Here is a 21392-nt window from a genome sequence, read left to right as displayed (position 1 = left end):
TCATCTGTTGGTGATTTATCTTTTGTTGCTATGATAAATAGTACTTCTTAGATGTTTTGTGTTTGATATGTAAGTAAGGTTTATATATGGGATGTTTGATTTATTGATCATAATTTACTTTGTCAGTTGTTTATCTATGTTTATTATTGTAGAAACAAGTACTTAATTAAATATTTTGTGAAGTATGTGAATAAATCTTATATGTATGACACTTTATTATAGTAACTTATCAATGCTTGGTTGGTTTTATTACTATAAAAATACTGTGTTAAATATGTTGAATGCAGTGTAAAAAGTATGTTGTACTGTTGTATTGAGGTGGAAGCAATATTAAAAACTTTTTGTGTTATGTACTACTATCCTGACTTCAATGTATTCTTGATGAAGGAATATTGTGTTGAGTTTTATAGTAAGATATATAGTCATAGATTTATGGTTATTACTAGTAATGTTGGAAATATGACCTTTGGAGAATTATAGGTAATGTTATCTATACGTATTATATAACATTTTAGATGTACCTTTATAGTATGGTTATACAATCAATTTAATAGCTACGTTTTTTTGTAAATACTAGGGTTGGAATGAGTATGTGTAGATTTTATAAAAGATGTTGGATCAATGGACATAAAACTTGTTGAGGGAGTTGGAAGAGTTTCAAGTGTGGTTTTTTGTTTGTTGTGTATTATCTTTCTTATCTTGCTCGTGAGTGATTTTGTGTGTTTTTTTGCAATGTGCTTGGTGTGTTTTAGAACTTTTTTTGTTTTTTTATAATATTGCTTTTATGTGGTTTTTTGTTCTCTGGTGTTATCTGTTCTCTTTTTTTGTTTTTGATATGGTTTATAGCATGTTCATGTTCTGTATAAACCTTTATATTTCCGATAAACTCTTTAGTAGTCATTATGTTTTGTGTACATGGTGCCATGTCATTTAGTGATCTTACTAATATCTTGATATCTTTATAGTAGGGGTTCCAAGATATGTTGGTATCTTGACGTATTACTTGTAATTGTTTGAAGAAAAACACAGTATCGCCATAAGCCACGCTTTCTGTAAATGCATATTCTATTCGTTTTAGAATCTCAATTTTTTTCATAATTCTTGGTTTTATAATGTAAGTGTGGATAATTTGATTAATCTTATTAGTTATGGAATACCATGGATATTGGTGTCTTAAAAATTTCTCTGTTTTATTTTGGTAATTTTTTAGTTCTATTCTTCTGTAAAGAAGCTTGTTCTGTATTGAAAAAACAATGTGTTGCTTAGGAAACAGCTTAAGTGCTGTTTTTAAGTTTATAGGTGGTATGTTCATTATGTGTTGGTACAGATATCTGATTTTTTCAGATATTGGTACATTAGGGTAATCTTTACTATGCATTTTAGTTATTCCATGGCATGCTACTAATAAAGTTGCATCTGGATTATTTATAGCTGATGTTATTTCGCTTGTTATTTCACTTGTATATGTAATTAGATTTAAAATATTAACTGCGTGTGATTGAAAAAATTCCTTTAATTCCAGGTTTACATCTGACTTGAGGATTATTTTCCTGAATTTATTGAAAAGTGTGTGTTTGATTTGTTGGTTAGGGTTTATGTTCTTAAATTTATTAAATAATTTATTTAATATTCTATCTATAATTTTTTGATCTTCAGGAAATATTATTATTCTATCTGAGATTTTATGTATTAGTTCCTTGAACCATAATTTGAGTAATAGTTTTACTTTCTTGTCTTGTATCTTTGTATAGGCTTTGTTGGTATAAGATTGTATAATACTGTAGTAGCGATAGGTCTTATTGTCGGTTATAGGGACATTACAAATTTGTGATACTATGACTAGTAATAGATTTAAGGGGTCGGTTGATAATATTTCTAATATTTTATCCCTTGATTCTGAATGTGTGTTGTAGTTCTCAAAACTTTGTTTCCTTTGGTACATTGTTTGTCGTCATAAATATATATGAATTATCTAATACCATGAATTAATTTATTTTTAAAATTATATTTTTAATAGCATAAATAGATTAACTTATTATGTATAATGAAAAATTTATTTACATTATCAAATCGTGATGCCATTTAAATATTGAATAAATAGCAGTCTAAAAATACTACTATAAGTTTTTGAAATAATGTTTCTTTAATATAATTTAATGATAAAGTATCTTGTGAAATAGATTTTTTTGAAAATTTGAATATAGGTAGTGTGTTGATTACTATTGTGATTAATCAAAACAAAATGTTATTTAAATCAAAACTGACACTCAGTGAGATTTTAGATGAATGTGGCTATAATACTGACTTACCGTTTGCTGTGGCAGTGAATAAGAGTTTGGTGGTAAGAGATAAATATAACAGTACCTACTTAAATAATGGAGATATTGTTGATATAGTGTATCCTATGCAAGGTGGATAAATTAAAATTCGGTGTTGTTAGGATTTGATGTGGCAGAGTGTCTGTATGCTTTGCTTAAAAAACATAGTGGGTTGATTTTAGTATATATGTTACTGAGTTAAAATTTATTGAGATTAAATAAGAATTTAGAATATATGTTGAATTTGTATGATATATCGTTGAAAAGCAGATTACTATTAGGTTCTGCTATGTACCCATCTCCTGCTATTTTATACGAGTCAATCCAGCTTTCTGGTACTGAGGTGGTAACAGTATCCTTGTCTAGGCAAATGCCCTCTGAAAATGGTGGTAATGATTTTTGGAATATAATCAAAAAAAGTGGATGTCATATTCTACCTAATACTGCTGGATGTTCTACAGTGAATGATGCGGTATTAATGTCTCAGATGGCGAGAGAGATTTTTGGTACTAATTGGGTTAAGTTAGAGCTGATAGGGGATGAGTATACTCTATACCCAGATTTAGTCTTATTGTGTGAAGCAACAAAAGAATTAATTAGTCAGGGATTTGAGGTATTTCCTTATTGTACAGATGATTTGGTTGTTTGTAAGAAATTGATCAATTATGGATGTCGTGTGTTAATGCCAGGAGTGGCTCCAATAGGCTCTGGATGTGGTGTACTTAATATGTATAATTTAAAATTATTAAGGAATAGATTTCCGGAAATAACAATTATAGCTGATGCTGGTATAGGTAGGCCATCTGATGCAGCCATGATAATGGAAATTGGCTTTGATGCTGTACTTCTTAATACTGCTATTGCAAAGTCTGTTATTCCTCAAGATATGTCCCGTGCTTTCAAATATGCTGTAGAAGCTGGTCATATAGCTTATAATGCTGGTATTATACATAAGAAAAACTTTGCTGTATCTAGTACACCACTGATTGATACACCTTTTTGGTATAATACTTCTAGTTAAATGCTGTGAATTGAAATTTTTTGGTTGTATTATATTCACAAAGAAAAAAGTGCTTTGTTGAGTGGTAAATAGATATTCTCAAATATTTCTTACTGAAATCGCTAAAATATATGTATGAGAAAGACAGACATATAACGTTATTATAATGCAGATCTTCTAGAAAGGTCTGCTGTATCTAGTACACCACTGATTGATACACCTTTTTGGTATAATACTTCTAGTTAAATGCTGTGAATTGAAATTTTTTGGTTGTATTATATTCACAAAGAAAAAAGTGCTTTGTTGAGTGGTAAATAGATATTCTCAAATATTTCTTACTGAAATCGCTAAAATATATGTATGAGAAAGACAGACATATAACGTTATTATAATGCAGATCTTCTAGAAAGGTCTGCTGTATCTAGTACACCACTGATTGATACACCTTTTTGGTATAATACTTCTAGTTAAATGCTGTGAATTAAAATTTTTTGGTTGTATTATATTCATAAGGAAAAAAGTGCTTTGTTGAGTGGTAAATAGATATTCTCAAATATTTCTTACTGAAATCGCTAAAATATATGTATGAGAAAGACAGACATATAACGTTATTATAATGCAGATCTTCTAGAAAGGTCTGCTGTATCTAGTGTAACCACTTTTTTTAATTATATATTTTTGCTATATCCTCCAAGTTAATATATGTCTAAAAAATTTCACGGATGTTTTCTTGTAGAATATTATAGTTTTAAAAATGTATTGCTGAATTGATTTTGGACCCATAGAAAATTAATAAACTTGGTATTATTGATTGAATATGTTTTATATAGTGTTTTATGATTAATATGAACTCATGTGTGTGTGGGGTTTATCTTTTAAATTTTAGTTTTGCAGAGAGTAGGCTTTCTGCAAATATTATATCATGTATCCGGTATCCCATGTTTTTTAATTTTGCTTGATACCAATCAGGGTAGGATAACGCCATATAGAACATGTATAACATATTAATTGATAAATAAGTTGGGAAACTAATAAAATTTAGTATGTGATACATTAGGTAGGTTCCAGTAAATACGGAAACTGAGATGAATGATAAAAGCCACAGTTTATTATAGAGTGTAAAAAAAACTGAGAATATAAATGCCATGAATGAAAATCTATCTTGTACAAACACTATGCTATCTAAAGTATTAATTTTTTTTTGGTGTTTATATATGATGAAAGGTTGCATATAGACTATATGATGTACTATTATACATTTAATAGTATGATTAAAATGGCAGTTAGTAAACCTAAAATATTGCAAGTGCTTTTTAAAGTTAGTAGTTCTGGTGATGAGATTTTTATGTACGACCATATGAAAAACTATATGACAATGTTATTTAAAATTTGATTATCAATGTGATATTTAATTTTAAGCGTTAATTTCCTACTATATAAATTTTTTGAGCAATTGAATATTAGTTTAATATATAGCATTATCTGAGTAGTATTAGTTACTTGATTGAGTCAGTAAAGCATAATTCTTATGCATGGTATTAATATTGTGTAATATTGAAAACTAGGAGATCTTGATTATGATTACACGTTTTGCTCCAAGTCCGACAGGGTATCTTCATGTTGGGAATGTTAGAACAGCTTTAATCTGTTGGTTATATGCTCGTAAACAAAATGGTAGATTTTTATTGAGGTTTGATGATACTGATGTTCAAAGATCAAGAGACGAATATATAAAAGAAATAGAGAGTGATTTGCTATGGTTAAATATAGATTGGGATTCTAGTTTTAGGCAATCTTCTAGGTTTGATCGTTATGAAGATGTCTTTAATTATCTGTTAAAGGAAGGCTTTATATATCCTTGTTATGAAACTAAGGAAGAGCTAGAGTTTAAAAGAAAAATGAAGTTAAAATCAGGTTTACCACCTATCTATGATAGGAGTGCATTAAATTTAACTCAAGCAGAGAAGAATAAATATTTTGGAAGGGTGCCGTATTTTAGATTTAAAATAGACCAAGACCGATTAATAAGTTGGAATGATGAAATACGTGGGAAAGTCTCATTTAACTCAGAAAATATTAGTGATCCAATTATTAGGAGGGCTGATGGAACATATACTTACATGTTGCCATCTATAATAGATGATATGGATTTTAATATTACTAATATAATTCGAGGAGAAGATCATATAAGTAACACAGCAATTCAAATACACATGTTACATGCTTTAGGGGCTAGTATCCCTATGTTTTCGCATTTATCTTTACTATACTCTGACGATAATAAAATATCTAAAAGAATTGGTGGCTCTAGTGTAAAAGATATGCAATCTTATGAATTGGAACCCATGGCTATTAATAGTTATTTTGCTAAAATAGGGACTTCTAATCCAGTAAGTGTACATACAAGAATGATTGAATTGGTAGATTCTTTTGATATTACTGCTTTTAATCAGGCTCCGACTAAATTTAATATGGATGATGTATTAAAGTTAAACCCTAAAGTATTACATAGTATGTCTTTTGACGATGTTGAAAATAGGTTGCGACTGTTTAATATAACTTCTTCAGACTTTTGGCATTTTGTTTGTGGAAATATAGAGAAGTTCTCTGATGTTGAGCAATGGGTAAAAGTTTGTAGTAAAGACATGGTTCCTGTTATTAGAGAAGATGATAAAGATTTTATAATGTTAGCACTAAATATGCTGCCTCAAGGGGAAGTTTATGGTGATACTTGGAACACATGGATTTCTAATATAAAGCAGCATACTGATCGTAGGGCTAAAAATTTATTTATTCCTTTGCGTTTAGCATTGACTGGCTTATCTACAGGTCCAGAGCTTGCTAGATTATTACCTTTGATTGGTAGAATGGAGATTGTACGTAGGCTTAGTTATTCTATAACGCAATAAATTTTATTGTTGTACTGATCGCGAGATTGTTCAAGGGTTTTTTATACACTATTATTAAAAATAAATAAGATAGTCATTAGTGAATTAAAAAGTGATAAGTGTCTGATTTGTGTATTAAACATAAGTATAGTAGCTAGCATGAATAAAATCATCTATAGGTTTGAATTACTAAATTGTTATACTTAAATTGCTGAAGAGCAACATATGTATGTTTTAGTATTATGTAGTGTAATAAATGCTATTGTTATACTTATATAGAATTTCTAAGAAAATTTTTTCATATGCAATATATGAATAGAATAATTGTTTGGTGGGTGATAAGTCATATATTTCACATATACATCAAATATTAATTTGTATGATTACAGTGTTGTAAATTATGTGGTTTATGAATATCTTGCCTATATTTTAATATGATAGGAATCAGTAGCTATTATTGATAGAACATCAAAATGATAAGGATACTCCTACGTGATGTTTGTATGAATGTTATTTCGTTTGGAAATTATGTAATTTTAGCTCATTATAGATTTGTGGAACTATTAAATATATATATTATTAGCAAACACTACTGTATAAATAGGATGATTTTTATCTTATTTTTGGTTACTAAAGTGTAATTTATGTACTTAATAAAGTATTTCTATGTTGTATTCGATCATTTATTATGATAAAAATAAAAGATATTACATTATTAGATGGCGGGTGTAGCTCAGTTGGTAGAGTGTCAGTTTGTGGCACTGAAGGTCGCCAGTTCAATCCTGGTCACTCGCCCATGAGTTCTTGTAATGGTGTTTTGTTGTAACTTTGGCTATTGTTTTAAGGTACTTTTTGTAAAAAATATACATGTTGTTATTGTATAATTGTCTTGGATCAATAGTATTCTTACAGCATGGTGTATCTAATCAATTCCTAAAAGTTTGCTTGTGGTTTTTATTTTAGTAATTTAGCAAGTGTGTTTGGTTTAAAATTAATTATTATTATTAGTTTTTTTGAAAGTGTTACTCTGTCAAAGAGTCTTTGACATTACTGTATTTTTATATAAAGTTTATGAGAGAAGTTGTTATTGTATAATTGTCTTGGATCAATAGTATTCTTACAGCATGGTGTATCTAATCAATTCCTAAAAGTTTGCTTGTGGTTTTTATTTTAGTAATTTAGCAAGTGTGTTTGGTTTAAAATTAATTATTATTATTAGTTTTTTTGAAAGTGTTACTCTGTCAAAGAGTCTTTGACATTACTGTATTTTTATATAAAGTTTATGAGAGAACTTGTTAAATGATAATTCATATGCTTAATCATACAGTAAGGTTATTAATCTTGTTTGTTATTTTATATAGTAGTAATGTTTTTGCCGATGTAAAGATAGTAGCTGTAGTAAATGATGAATTAATTTCTAATTTGGATTTAGAGAAGCGTGTTGCTATAAACAAATTTTTTTATAAGATTGAGGGTAATGCTGTAAAAGAAATAGCCTTAGATGCTTTGATTGATGAATCTATATGGAGGCAAGAAGCTAAAAAGCTTAAACTCACAGTTACTGAAAGAGATTTTTTAGAAGCTGTTAAACAGTTTTTAGTGATAAAAAATTTAGGGAATATTGATTTAAAATCTTATATTGAGGCACAAGGGTTGGATTACAAGTTATTTGTGCAACATATGAAATCTAAGCTGCTTTGGAATAAAATATTAATGCTTAAGGTAGCACCTTATATTATTATTAGTGATGAGGAAGTACAGGATAATAGAGATCATATAACTAATGGAGTAGATGTATCTGTACATATTCAGGAAGTAATGCTACCAGCTAGTATGAATGATAATATAATCAGTGATATTATTAGTGATTTACAAAATGGAGTAAGTACTGAAGTTATAAAAGCAAGTAACAAAGATGTGTTGTTTGAAGAAGCTAGTATTAATGTTAAAAACATTAATGCAGATTTGGCAAATAAGCTGATTCAAGCGAGTATTGGAGACGTAATAGGTCCTATAAAGAACGAGTATGGAAGTTTGATTGTAAAACTACTACATAGGTCTAGTATAAACATGGAGTTTGCAAATAGTAATGTTGATTTGAGGCAGGTGCATTTAAATGCTGAGCAAGGTAAAAGATATTTAGACCAAATTAGGGTATTAAAGACTAAAGCTACATGTGAGAATTTCAGTTATGTTGTGAAGGAACTTAAATTACCAGAACCATTAGATTTTGTTGTAAAAGTGAAAGATTTGTCTGTAAAAATGCAGAATGTTTTGCAATCTTGTGATGTTGGTAAAATAGTTGAAGTTGATGATGATCAAGTAATTGATATTATTATGTTGTGTAATATTACAAAAGGTAAAGCTGATGGTGATATAGGTAATACTGATTTCATCAAGCAGAGGCTATATATGGAGAAGTTATCTATGCAAAGTGAATATTTGTTATCCAACTTAAAAAGTAATGCTTTAATAGAAAAATATAATTAATTACTATGTTACGTATAACATCAGGAAAATATCGTGGCAGGAGAATATTTTCTGATAAATTACTTAGTGCACGTCCTGCTATGTCTATAATTAGGGAATCTATTTTTAATATAATATTATCTCGCATGAGTATTCAAGGGTGTAAAGTTCTTGATTTATTTTGTGGTAGTGGATCGTTATCATTTGAGGCATTATCTAGGGGTGCAGAGAGTGCTTTGTTAGTTGATATAAATCGCTATAACTTGAGTTTAGTGAAACGAACATCTGAATATTTAGGGGTAGTAGATAATATAACACTCATGTGTTGTGATATCACAAGATTGCCTGTTGCCGCTGATCAATATGATATTATTTTTGTTGATCCTCCATATACCAATCCTACTTTAGCTGATATTACTCTTAATATGTTGATAAAATTAAATTGGACTAAAAGTAATAGTGTGATTGTAGTTAGAATTAGAAAGAAAGTAGCTTTTGTATGTCCTGTAGGGTATAGAGTCATGGTTGAACGTGTTTATGGTATTTCTAAAGTGGTAATATTACAACGTGAGCCTTAAAAATGCTTGGCATAAGCGCGGAGTTATTTAAGAACTAATCGAACACAAAGAACTGCATGTACTGTAACTTCATATAATTTTAAATAAATATAGATTTTTCTATTCGTATAGTAATATTGATATCATTATTGGTACATAAAGTAATCCTATGATCGTATTGATCAATAACATAATTGCTGTTTTATCAGAATTATTATTTAGCATTGTAGCTAATATTAGCCCTGTACATGACATTGGTATTATTGCAAGTAATATTAGTGCTCTATATATATCATTATTATACAATTGTATGGTTAATTTATCTAATATGATGCATCCAAGTACTAATACTGGCCAAAGTATATACTTTATTATCAGAGTAATAGAAATGAATTTCCAATCAATGGTAAAGGTTTTAATATTTGCAACTGCTATTCCTAATAACATCATCCCTAATGAGACGTAAGCACCTCTGATATTACTTGCAACATCATGTATAAATAATGGAATGGGTAATTGGAAGTAGTTGACAACTAATGCTGCTATGGCAGCATGTGCTGCAGGTAATGTTATGAGTTTCATTATGCATTTCTTAGGAGTATATATTCCCTGAGTGGCGATATAAAAACCAAAACTATTTTCAAACATTAGCATTCCTACATAACAGAAAAGATATATGGATACTGTATGATTATCAAACATTGCTAATGCTACTGGGAGTCCGAAAAAACCCATACTTGAACTGCCTGAGCTAAATGCTAATATATTTTTTGTACTATCTCTGAATATAAAAGAAGAAGTATAATATACTACAGCTGACATTATACAGCATACAAGCCATGTTAAAAAAGGAAGAGATAAGATTTCTGAATTGATGTGTGTCTGTGAAATTCCAGAGAATATAACAGTTGGGCCCATTATATAAAAAAGTAATCTGGCTATACTAGGACTATCTATTTTTAGAGATTTACCAGCGATAAAGCCTAAGAATATTGTTATATATAATGGCAAGATTTTAAATAGTAATATAGAAAACATAATTTTTTTTACGTGCTACTGATGCTTGAAATACTGTAGCATAAGTGTGAATTACTTTACAACTATAGAATCGTGAAAAATGTATTTATAAGTAAGATTTTAATTGTTAAGAAAGCTTGTGTATTTTTAAGTAGCATGATGCTATGGAAGAGTAATATGTAGTAACAACAAAATTCTGCAGAATATTTTCAATTATATAATTGTGAGTTATCTAAGAACTGTAGGAACATATATGTGTGGTAATTTTATTGTGGAAAATTGATTGTTTTAGTATCTTTATCTATTTGTATGTTTCTCTCAAAATAGTTTTGTATCTAATACGATATACAATGAGTCATGTGTGACTGTGTTACTTAGGTAATAATTGTTTAGTGTTATGAACTGATTACTGTATTCCTGATTAAAGATTTTAGTTTATTATATGGTTGCCGGCTTTGATTTATGTATTTGTATATTTTATAATTTGAGTACCTATAGGTATATAGGATAAAAACTGATTTATTTTCATGTACCTCTAAGTTTTATAAAGTTGTCAGCATAAGATTTTGGGGTTATGGTACGTGAGTTGTCTTGTAAAAGAATATAATCAATTTTATGTGTGATTGCGTATGCAATCGCTAATTCTTTGGTTTTGAATGATAAATGAATCTGTTGTCTAGTATCATGTGACCCAGTCCATTTCATTAAGTGTTCAACGTATTGAGTACATGAAGGTTCAAATTCAAGCTTCCAAGTTTTTGACTTGTTATATCCAGATTGCATTGCGCTTTTTGCTGGCTTATATATTCTTGCACGCATATTTAATACTTGTTTCTGTATAAAAAAACTATTACTATGTTAAATATATACAATGAATAATAGCTTATGTCTATTAATGATGAGTATACTTTTGAAAGCGCTTTGGAGCAGTTAGAACTTATAGTAAAGGAATTGGAATCCAATCAAGTTACCTTGGGTAGAAGTGTTGAGCTCTATAGTCTTGGAAAGGAGCTATATGAATATTGTAATAAAGTTATTGAAGATATAGAGCTAAAAATAGAAATCAAGGAATAGGACTTATATGCTCATGAATTATTTTGGTGTGAGTGTAACATAAGTTTCTATTGTCATGTTAGTTAGAGTGTTGTTATTCAAATGAAAAATTTCTTTAATAATATTGATAATTATTATAGTGTTTAGTGAGTTAGTATAATTTTTTGGGGCAGTTCAAAAATTAATAAACACTTGATCATAGAAAATTTGTATTAGCAATATATTGAGAAAATGAAAAGGTTAGATCTGGTTGGAAGTGTTGAGAATCCTTCTGCTCTTGATAGAAGAATGAGTCTTGGTATGAAATCATTGCTTGATATAAAATTTATAATGATATCAGTCAGTGAAAATGGTGTTTCTATATTGAAGATATAGAATGAAATTATGTAATAAGTTATACATTTGTGACTCTTGTTGATAATAATACTTATAATCTAAGCTTGCTGTTTTTGTATGCGCTGACTAAAGTGTAATTATTTAATAAAAAAAGTTTCTTCATAATATTGAATGATTATCGTGATCATAGTGTTTAGATGATGAATATAATTTTTGGTATGGTTCAAAATTGATAGAAACTTTAATTATAGAAAATTTATATTAGGGCTATTAAAGTGTATTTTGTATGAAAAAATTTTATCGTTTATATATAGCTATATTAGATCGGTTTGATTGATGAAAGAGTTGTTTATGTAATTCTATTGCGTAAAATAGAGGATTTGATGATAGATTTTACTTTGATTAGACTTCCTGCTATCATAAGTAATGACATTTGTAAAAAAGCTGCTAACTTTTAACGTTTAATTATTGCTTGATACAAAATTTATAGTATTGATGCTTTTTTCAGTGATGTTTCTATAATGTGAGTAATAATTTACGTTAAGGATAATTGGAAAAGGATAGCACTTAAAGCATATTTTATTGTCTTGGTGTTTTATTAAAAAAGATCGTAGTTGTTGTATGGTATGCTGATTGATATGAATTAGAGATTCGTGATGAGTGACGTAATTACCTTTGGATGTAGATTAAATTTTTATGAAAGTGAAGTTATAAGAAATAACTTAAAAAAAGCTCAGTTGGATGATGTTGTTGTTGTGCATAGTTGTGCTGTAACTAATGAAGCTGAGCGTCAAGTAAGATCTAAGATACGTAAACTTTATAATAATAATGCTAATGTTAAGATTATTGTAGTAGGGTGTGCTGCTCAATTAAATCCTGAATTGTATATTAATATGCCAGGGGTAATTAAGGTACTAGGTAATCAGGATAAACTTAAATATGAAAATTATCTTGCTGAAGATAAAGTTATTGTAAGTAAGATAGAAAATTCAAGAGAAGTTGCACATGATTCAATTAAAGAATTTTCTGGTAAATCTAGAGCATTGATTGAAATTCAGAATGGATGTAATCACGAGTGTACTTTTTGTGTTATTACAAAGGCAAGGGGAAATAACCGTTCTCTACACATAGAAGATATTATAGGTAGAGTTAGAGATTGTGTTGATAATGGATATAATGAAGTTGTTTTTACTGGAGTAGATATCAGCGATTTTGGATTGGATATTTATGGTCAACGTGTGCTTGGAACAATGATAAAAAGAGTATTGAGAGCAGTCCCTCAATTGCATAGATTAAGATTATCATCTATAGATGTAGCAGAAATAGAGAATGATCTGCTTGATGTTATTGTGAATGAACCTAGATTTATGCCACACTTGCATCTAAGCTTACAATCAGGGAATAATTTAATCTTAAAAAGGATGAAGCGTAGACATAATAGAGAACAGGTAATAGAATTTTGTAATAGGATAAGTAGTAAAAGAAAAGAGGTAGCGTTTGGGGCTGATATTATAGTTGGTTTTCCTACAGAAACTGAAAAAATGTTTGATGATACTGTTAAGTTGATAGAGGAAGCAAATATTTCTTATTTACATATTTTTCCATATTCAAGAAGAGAGGGTACATCAGCTGCTAGGATGCCACAGGTTATACAAGAAGTGAAAAAAAGACGTGTAAAGTACTTATTAGAATTTGCTGAAAAAAGGTTAAATAGTTTTTATAAAACTCTTTTACATACAAAGCAAAGGGTTGTGGTTGAAAAATCAGATACTGGTAGGGCAGAAAATTTTGCTTTAGTAAAATTTTCCAATAATAAAGTGCAATTACAGAGTATTGTTGAAGTGGAAATAGAAAGGATAGAGGGAAATTATTTAGTAGGTCAAGTGTTATAGGAATATTCTCCAACTTTAGAATTGATATTAAAGTGTCTAGTATGTAATGTTCAAAAACTTTTTTTATATTTTTATAATTTATGGTGCTCTAGTAAAAATTTATAGTAGAGTGAAAGCTTAGCTAGCACTTATAACGTTTGAAGTTATTATTATATTGTCAGAATAAGGAAATATTAAAAATTTATCTGTATGGGTAGTGTGATATTTTGGTTTATGTTTCATCTAATATTATTCTGAGCTTAGGAAGTTGTAATATATGTCTGTATTTACTTGAAAAATCATAGCATTTATTAATGCTGAGCTTTGAACAGAATATTTGAAATCTTTACCAGGTGATATTTGAATCTGTTGACAATATATATTTTTATTATGATTTATGTACTTTATGATCTAGAAAAATGTATCATTAATGGAAGTATGAGAAATACTAGTACTAAGTGTCAGATTAAATAATAACTAGCTTAGCAAAATCAATCTCTATTATGTTTTTTTGGAAAATGATTTACACTACAAAGAGTCGTTATTATGGAATATTGATTTATAGGACATCATTTGCTAATAATTTTGTGTTATAAAATCAGTAAAGCATATAATAAAGAAAGGATATGATATAAGAAGAATAATATGGTAAACACCAAGTAAAATACGTGTGCGCTAATTTTAAAAAGAACAATCTAACTGTGTATAGAAAAAGGTGCTGACACTAAAAAACCTTTAGTAGGTGAATGTAGTTTATTAATGGTATATTTATTGATAGTAATACACTATATGAATTAATAAAGCATATAACTGCAGAAGGAATAGATAGCAAGAAAAGCACACCAGAAAACAGTAGTTAATCAAAGATTTTTGTTGGTATTTTGCTAAAAACATTAAACTAAAAAGCTCTAGTAAAATATACAAATATATCTTTAATATAATGTACAGTTATCTGTACGAAATTCTAGTTTATGTGGTTATTTAATTCATTTATTATCTTTGAAACATCAGCTCCGATAACTTGTGATAATTTTTTTCCATTTTTAAACATTAGGATGGTTGGTACTGCACTGACTCCATATCGAATAGCAACATCCTGATTATCTTCAATATTTAACTTATATATCTTTACTTTACCGGCGTATTGTTGTGCTAATTTTTCAAGTTGGGGCTCTAAAGTTTTACAAGGTCCACACCACGGAGCCCAGAAATCTACTAAAATTAATATATCCTCATTGGAAGATATAACCTTGTTTTCAAACTCACTATCTCCAATTTGCTCAACCATTGTTTATACCATTTTTATAAAGCTACTTGTACATTGTAAAACAGTTATAAATTATCGCAAGCATAAAAAATATAATAAAAGTATTGTTTGATAGATATATTTTGAGTTACTACTAGTGATGTAAACTATAATACCCATGTATTAATGATTTAGTAATAAAATATTATAAATGTTTCTATTGTAGTGAACACTTACATTGAGTATACACACTTATCACAGCCATAAGTTAGTTTTTTGATGGCTTATAATTAATAAATATTTTGCATGACTAAAAAACAAAATTGTCATACGCTAAATATATAAAACTCTTTTTACAATAAAAAGCTATATTATTATTTTCTTGTTCTTTTGTACTTATTGTTAAACACACATACTGTCTCTGACCCATAACGTAAGGTGAAAGCACTGCTAACTCGTTCAATAATGACATAATCTCCAGATATTCTAAAGTTGACTAATGATTCATATCCTTCAGAGTCTACGTTAAATATTGATGGTAAATCCGCATTGATGTGTAAGAATTGCATGTAAGTGAATTGGTTGTCATCAAAAATTTTGAGTGGTACAATTCGCTGGCTTCCTCTGTTATGTGATACTAAATAGTCAAAATTTAATCCTTTTTTTGCAACGTCACGATCAGTTAAGTCTGGTATAGCAGGTTGACTAACTGGAAATACCATGTCAGAGCCACTTTCTGTAGCAAAATTTTCAGTAGAAGAGTACATAAACCTTACTTCATAAGCCAACCTTGGATCATCAAGTCCTGTAGCTTCCTCTGCAAAAAATTCAAAATAGTATACACGTTTATTTGTAATTATAGTTGCATTTGTATCTGCTTTGTCAGATACAGGTTTAATAAATAATCTATTATTTTTGGGTAGTAACTGCCATCCAGTTGAGTCACCCATCGATATTGTATCTATTACCTCTCCTTCTTCAAACAGTATACTAGACTGGTAACCATAAAAACCTACGTATTTATGTATAGCATGTGGATTATAAGTAATAGCTTTGATATGATCATCTTGTGCTATGGAACGTACTTCTTGTTTAGCAAAACAGACTATACTGCTAAATAAAATCAGGACGAAAACTACTGCTACATTTTTCATCTATATTTTGTAGTAAATGTACAACGCTTCATTCTAACATTAATATTGGAATTTGCAACAAATCTATGCAAATTTAGTATGGAAGATCATAAAATACTTATGTTAAAAGTTTGTTAAACTTTTGTAAAAAATTATTTGTATTTTATTATGTAAGTCTTAACATATAGTAGATTCCATTATAATCAAATCCATTTACTATGAGTGATTCATGATGAGTTAGAGCCTATCCTATATAAATTAGCATATATTTTAAGTGCTTGTAAATTTACAAACTATTTATTTCGGTTACAGTGTTCCAATATGTAAAAACTAGTTCAAAGGAGTTGCTAATACACTTGTACATCAATCTTTGTAGATGTCAGTATACAACATATCAGCATCAGGTTCATTGCTATTTTGTGAAAAATCTACAGACTCTTTTACTATGTTACGTATTTCTTTATCATATTTATCACAGTCATCATCAGATATGATATTATTAGACACTAGATAGTTTTTTAGATTGGTAATAGGGTCTTTATTTTCTTTTATTTCTTCTACTTCTTGTTTTGATCGATATTTTGCTGGATCTGACATAGAGTGTCCCCTATAGCGGTAAGTTTTCATTTCCAATAGTATTGGCCCATTATTTGACCTACAATAATTTGCTGCATCTGTTGCAGCTTGTGTTACGGAAAATAAATCCATGCCATCTACTTGATATCCTGAGATGCCGAAACTTTCTCCTTTCTTGTATAGATCTGTTATGTAAGATGATCTAGACACAGATGTACCCATTGCATATTCATTATTCTCAATAACATATACTACTGGTAATTTCGACAATGCAGCAAAATTGAAAGATTCATATACTTGACCTTGGTTAACTGCTCCATCTCCAAAGCATACGAATACAACGTTGTTATTTTTTTTATATTTGTTGGCAAGAGCAATACCTGTTCCTATAGGTACTTGTGCTCCAACAATACCGTGGCCCCCAAAAAAGTGCTTATCTATGTTAAACATATGCATTGATCCACCTTTACCTTTGGAACAGCCTGTGCTTTTACCCATTAATTCTGCCATTACATACTTTGGATCTGTTCCTACTGAGAGCATAAACCCATGATCTCGGTAGCTAGTGATAATAGCATCTCCTTCTATAATGGCATTTTGTATTCCTACTGCTATAGCTTCTTGTCCTATGTATAAATGACAAAAACCTCCTATCAAACCCATCCCGTAAAGTTGTCCAGATTTCTCTTCAAACCTACGCATTAGTAGCATGCTATAGTAACAATTTACTAGCTGTTTATTTGTTAAGTTATGTGAATGTTTTTCTGTCATGTATTACCTAAAAATATAATGAGCTTGGTACGTGATATATTTAATCAGTAACATTAGTTGTTTTATATCAAAATATTGCTAACTTATTTATTGGTATATCGCAACAACTAATTATGTATTAAACATTTATACTCATCAATATCATAAGTCACAATAGTTAATGGTAGGTATTAATCATTGATTTGTTTAGTGATTAATAATTAGTTGTTATTTATAAGTTAGCTTAACAACCAATTTTTTATATCTTGTATCTGATAATTATCCATGAGTGCTGGGGCATGACCTATGTTAGGATATTCTATAGAATCAATATATTGTTTTGAAAGCATCATTTTATTTAGTGTAGTTTGCATTAAAATATTTGATAAGCCTCCACGTATTACTAATATTCTGCTTTGTATTTTTTTCCATACATCCCATATGCTCCATGTATCAGTGTCTTTTATATTGTTAATTTCTTCATCAAAAGCTATACCTATTTTAGGATCTGCTGCCAGTGAGTAAGTGTTGTTTGAGTTTTGTATAATACTATGCTTAATAATATGTTGCCAGTGGTCTTCTTGCGTTATTCCAAAATTGTATAATAGCTTTTTTATATATATTTCTGCTTCAGTAATTGTGTTAAATATGGGGTTAATATTTATATGTTTAGAAATTTTCTTTAAAGCTGATACTGTAATAGCTGGACCGATATCATTAATGATGAGCTTATTAATTAAACCAGGAAAGTATGCAGCTAAATACATGCCTATTATCCCACCCATTGAAGTGCCTAGAAAATCTACTTTATCAATTTTCAAATGTCTCAGTAAGTATATTATGCTCTTACAGTAAGTTGAATAATTATACAATTTATGATCTTCTAACCATGAACTTTTTCCTCTTCCTACAATATCTGGACATATTATTTTATAATCAGATGATAAATTATTCACTAAGTAATCAAAATCTCGAGAATTTCTTGTTATACCATGAACACAGATTAGATAATTATTACTGACACTATTGAGATAGTGATAATACATTGTAAATTTTTCTTGGAGATTAGTTATGTTTAATGTGTAGGGTAGCATGATATAGTATATAGATTTATATTGAGATATAATATTTATTATTCATTTTTAAAATAAGATTAAAATAAAAAAAAATAAGTATTGACATAGCATTCATATATCGTTAAAAATTATATCTCACGAGGTGCGTAATGTACCTTTGTTGTTTGACAAGTAAGCAAAAAGAATTAATTAAATGGTAAGATTGGTGATTATTAATCATCAATCAATTCAATTAGCTAAGAGTATAATATAATAAATGCAGTTTTAGTACTGCATATATAGCAAATGAGTAAATGATAAAGAGCATTTGATGGATGCCTTGGCGTTAAGAGGCGATGAAAGACGTGGTAGGCTGCGATAAGCTGCGGGGAATTGTCAAACGAATTTTGATCCGCAGATTTCTGAATGGGGAAACCCAATCAATTTATTGATTATTGCATATTGAATACATAGGTATGCAAGGCAAACCTGGTGAACTGAAATATCTCAGTAGCTAGAGGAAAGGAAATCAAAAGAGACTCCGTTAGTAGTGACGAGCGAACGCGGACTAGGCCAGTGGTTTATAGTTAAAAATTAGAATACTTTGGAAAGAGTAGCCATAGATGGTGATAGCCCAGTATAAGTAAAAAGGTTATAAATCCTTGAGTAGGGCGGGACACGTGAAATCCTGTTTGAAGATGGGGGGACCATCCTCCAAGCCTAAGTACTCCTTAACGACCGATAGTGAACAAGTACCGTGAGGGAAAGGTGAAAAGAACCCCGGGAGGGGAGTGAAATAGACCCTGAAATCGAATGCTTACAACCAGTTGGAGCCTTATATTTACATCTTGAGAGTAATTTCAATATGTATTTATTAGGGTGACAGCGTACCTTTTGCATAATGGGTCAGCGAGTTAATCTATTAAGCGAGCTTAAGCCGTTAGGTGTAGGCACAGCGAAAGCGAGTCTGAATAGGGCGTTTAGTTTAATGGATTAGACCCGAAACCAAGTGATCTAACCATGGCCAGGTTGAAGGTGTAGTAAAATACATTGGAGGACCGAACCTGTTACTGTTGCAATAGTATTGGATGAGTTGTGGTTAGGGGTGAAAGGCCAATCAAACTTGGAAATAGCTGGTTCTCCGCGAAATCTATTGAGGTAGAGCGTTGTACTATATACTTTTGGGGGTAGAGCACTGAATGGACTAGGGAGACTCATCCTCTTACCAAATCCAATCAAACTCCGAATACCAATAAGTAGTTATACAGCAGACACACTATGGGTGCTAAGTCCGTGGTGGAAAGGGAAACAGCCCAGATCGCCGTCTAAGGTCCCGAAATTATGGCTAAGTGTGGAAGGAAGTGAGAAAACCAATACAGCTAGTAGGTTGGCTTAGAAGCAGCCATCCTTTAAAGAAAGCGTAACAGCTCACTTGTCTAAATAAGTTTTCTTGCGCCGAAGATGTAACGGGGCTCAAGCCATATACCGAAGACGCGAATTCCTAATGTAAATTAGGTCTGGTAGCGGAGCGTTTTGTAAGCCTGTGAAGGTGATCCGTGAGGATTGCTGGAGGTATCAAAAGTGAGAATGCTGACATGAGTAGCGTAAAAGAGTGTGAAAGCCACTCTCGCCGAAAACCTAAGGTTTCCTGTGTTAAGTCAATCTGCGCAGGGTTAGTCGGATCCTAAGGCGAGGCCGTAAAGGAGTAGTCGATGGAAATCAGGTTAATATTCCTGAACCTTTTAAGCGTGACGGATTTTGTGTTAGTATAAGCCTTATTGGATTGGCTTATGCTTTAAAGAGATCCCAGGAAATAGCGCTTAAATTTATAAGTCCGTACCGTAAACCGACACTGGTAGGTAAGTAGAGTATACTAAGGCGATTGAGAGAACGATGTTGAAGGAACTCGGCAAATTACACCTGTAACTTAGGGAGAAGGGTGGCCTATGTGTGGGCAACCATATGTAGGTGGCACAGAATAGGGGGTAGCGACTGTTTACTAAAAACACAGGACTCTGCAAACACGTAAGTGGAAGTATAGGGTCTGACGCCTGCCCGGTGCTGGAAGGTTAACATGAGGGGTGCAAGCTCCAATTCGAAGCCCCAGTAAACGGCGGCCGTAAAACTGACGGTCCTAAGGTAGCGAAATTCCTTGTCGGGTAAGTTCCGACCCGCACGAATGGCGTAACGATTTCCCCACTGTCTCCAACATCGACTCAGCGAAATTGAATTCCCCGTGCTGATGCGGGGTACCCGCGGGTAGACGAAGAGACCCCGTGCACCTTTACTATAGCTTTACATTGATATTAGGAATTTAATGTGCAGGATAAGTGGGAAACTTTGAAGCTAAGGCGCCAGCTTTAGTGGAGTTGACCTTGAGATACCACTCTTTACATTTTTGATATCTAACTATGCCCCATAAAGTCTGGGGTTAGGACATTGTATGGTGGGTAGTTTGACTGGGGCGGTCGCCTCCTAAAGAGTAACGGAGGCGTGCGATGGTAAGCTAGAGCTGGTCAGAAATCAGCTTTTATAGTACAATGGCATAAGCTTGCCTGACTGTGAGGTCGACAGACCGAACAGAGACGAAAGTCGGTCATAGTGATCCGGTGATTCCGTATGGAAGGGTCATCGCTCAACGGATAAAAGGTACGCCGGGGATAACAGGCTTATGGTGTCTAAGAGTTCATATCGACGACACCGTTTGGCACCTCGATGTCGACTCATCACATCCTGGGGCTGAAGTAGGTCCCAAGGGTTCGGCTGTTCGCCGATTAAAGTGATACGTGAGTTGGGTTTAGAACGTCGTGAGACAGTTCGGTTTCTATCTTCCGTGGGCGTTTGGAAATTTGAGAGGATCTGACTCTAGTACGAGAGGACCGAGTTGGACATACCTCTGGTGTACCAGTTGTTGTGCCAACAGCATCGCTGGGTAGCTAAGTATGGATAGGATAATTACTGAAAGCATCTAAGTAAGAAACCTTCCTTAAGATTAGATTTCCCCATTAGGGCCGTGAGAGACTATCACGTTGATAGGCTGGGTGTGTAAGTATGGTAACATATGTAGCTAACCAGTACTAATAGCCCGATTGATTTACTTATTTTGTAAATATATGTAGTGTT

The 21392-nt window shown here is 31.0% G+C and carries 16 protein-coding genes, 1 tRNA gene and 1 rRNA gene; 10 read left to right on the top strand and 8 right to left on the bottom strand.

The features are described from left to right. Window positions 1-748 precede the first annotated feature (748 nt). Entirely contained in the window at window positions 749-1942 is a 1194-nt protein-coding gene (locus MR76_RS03860; RefSeq protein ID WP_024072391.1) for a hypothetical protein, read from the bottom strand. A gap of 267 nt (window positions 1943-2209) precedes the next feature. Between MR76_RS03860 and thiS the strand changes: the two genes are divergently transcribed. Beyond that, window positions 2210-2419, top strand: a complete 210-nt coding sequence (gene thiS, locus MR76_RS03855; protein WP_024072390.1) for a sulfur carrier protein ThiS — start codon at window positions 2210-2212, stop codon at window positions 2417-2419. Between the two features lie 134 nt (window positions 2420-2553). After that, window positions 2554-3339: a thiazole synthase gene (locus tag MR76_RS03850; RefSeq protein ID WP_024072389.1), complete on the top strand. Its 786-nt coding sequence runs from the start codon at window positions 2554-2556 to the stop codon at window positions 3337-3339. 847 nt (window positions 3340-4186) lie between these two features. Here the strand turns inward: MR76_RS03850 and MR76_RS05010 are convergent. Next, a complete protein-coding gene (locus MR76_RS05010) occupies window positions 4187-4549 on the bottom strand; it encodes an Erum7620/ECH_0207 family putative T1SS effector (RefSeq protein ID WP_081712327.1) in 363 nt (120 codons plus the stop codon). A 340-nt stretch (window positions 4550-4889) separates the two neighbouring features. On the opposite strand from MR76_RS05010, the gene gltX reads away from it, so the two are divergent. The 4 genes from gltX (at window position 4890) to rsmD (ending at window position 9253) form a co-directional block, all read left to right on the top strand. After that, window positions 4890-6227 carry a glutamate--tRNA ligase gene (gene gltX / locus MR76_RS03845; protein ID WP_200861987.1) on the top strand — a complete coding sequence of 446 codons (1338 nt, stop codon included), beginning with the start codon at window positions 4890-4892 and terminating at the stop codon, window positions 6225-6227. 701 nt (window positions 6228-6928) lie between these two features. Continuing rightward, window positions 6929-7001 (top strand) — tRNA-His (locus MR76_RS03840). Window positions 7002-7517: 516 nt separating this feature from the next. Next, window positions 7518-8696 carry a SurA N-terminal domain-containing protein gene (locus MR76_RS03835; protein WP_024072386.1) on the top strand — a complete coding sequence of 393 codons (1179 nt, stop codon included), beginning with the start codon at window positions 7518-7520 and terminating at the stop codon, window positions 8694-8696. A 5-nt stretch (window positions 8697-8701) separates the two neighbouring features. Continuing rightward, on the top strand, window positions 8702-9253 hold the full coding sequence (gene rsmD, locus MR76_RS03830; RefSeq protein WP_024072385.1) for a 16S rRNA (guanine(966)-N(2))-methyltransferase RsmD: 552 nt from the start codon (window positions 8702-8704) through the stop codon (window positions 9251-9253). Window positions 9254-9352: 99 nt separating this feature from the next. Here rsmD and MR76_RS03825 read toward each other — a convergent pair whose 3' ends face one another. Continuing rightward, window positions 9353-10270: an AEC family transporter gene (locus tag MR76_RS03825; RefSeq protein WP_024072384.1), complete on the bottom strand. Its 918-nt coding sequence runs from the start codon at window positions 10268-10270 to the stop codon at window positions 9353-9355. 504 nt (window positions 10271-10774) lie between these two features. Beyond that, window positions 10775-11068, bottom strand: a complete 294-nt coding sequence (locus MR76_RS03820; protein WP_024072383.1) for an ETC complex I subunit — start codon at window positions 11066-11068, stop codon at window positions 10775-10777. A gap of 66 nt (window positions 11069-11134) precedes the next feature. On the opposite strand from MR76_RS03820, the gene xseB reads away from it, so the two are divergent. The 3 genes from xseB to mtaB all read left to right on the top strand — a co-directional run bounded on the left by xseB (window position 11135) and on the right by mtaB (window position 13530). Continuing rightward, window positions 11135-11323: an exodeoxyribonuclease VII small subunit gene (gene xseB / locus MR76_RS03815; protein ID WP_024072382.1), complete on the top strand. Its 189-nt coding sequence runs from the start codon at window positions 11135-11137 to the stop codon at window positions 11321-11323. A 210-nt stretch (window positions 11324-11533) separates the two neighbouring features. Then, a complete protein-coding gene (locus MR76_RS04895; protein ID WP_024072381.1) occupies window positions 11534-11677 on the top strand; it encodes a hypothetical protein in 144 nt (47 codons plus the stop codon). A gap of 617 nt (window positions 11678-12294) precedes the next feature. Continuing rightward, window positions 12295-13530, top strand: coding sequence for a tRNA (N(6)-L-threonylcarbamoyladenosine(37)-C(2))-methylthiotransferase MtaB (mtaB, locus tag MR76_RS03810; protein ID WP_024072380.1), 1236 nt, complete (start codon window positions 12295-12297; stop codon window positions 13528-13530). A gap of 943 nt (window positions 13531-14473) precedes the next feature. Here the strand turns inward: mtaB and trxA are convergent. From trxA to MR76_RS03790, 4 genes are all read right to left on the bottom strand, one after another. Continuing rightward, on the bottom strand, window positions 14474-14797 hold the full coding sequence (gene trxA, locus MR76_RS03805; protein ID WP_024072379.1) for a thioredoxin: 324 nt from the start codon (window positions 14795-14797) through the stop codon (window positions 14474-14476). A gap of 332 nt (window positions 14798-15129) precedes the next feature. Next, entirely contained in the window at window positions 15130-15909 is a 780-nt protein-coding gene (locus MR76_RS03800) for a TrbG/VirB9 family P-type conjugative transfer protein (protein WP_024072378.1), read from the bottom strand. 342 nt (window positions 15910-16251) lie between these two features. Then, window positions 16252-17235: a pyruvate dehydrogenase (acetyl-transferring) E1 component subunit alpha gene (gene pdhA, locus MR76_RS03795; RefSeq protein WP_024072377.1), complete on the bottom strand. Its 984-nt coding sequence runs from the start codon at window positions 17233-17235 to the stop codon at window positions 16252-16254. A 218-nt stretch (window positions 17236-17453) separates the two neighbouring features. Next, window positions 17454-18260 (bottom strand): alpha/beta fold hydrolase, encoded by an 807-nt coding sequence (locus MR76_RS03790; RefSeq protein ID WP_231568508.1) that lies wholly within the window; start codon window positions 18258-18260, stop codon window positions 17454-17456. Window positions 18261-18577: 317 nt separating this feature from the next. On the opposite strand from MR76_RS03790, the gene MR76_RS03785 reads away from it, so the two are divergent. After that, window positions 18578-21371, top strand: a 23S ribosomal RNA gene (locus tag MR76_RS03785). The last annotated feature ends 21 nt before the right edge of the window (window positions 21372-21392 follow it).

Origin of the sequence: Ehrlichia muris AS145, from assembly GCF_000508225.1 — a bacterium.
In the GTDB taxonomy this organism is placed as follows: Bacteria; Pseudomonadota; Alphaproteobacteria; order Rickettsiales; family Anaplasmataceae; genus Ehrlichia; species Ehrlichia muris.
The sequence above is the reverse complement of the archived record's forward strand: the minus strand, read 5'-3'. Positions and strand labels throughout refer to the sequence as shown.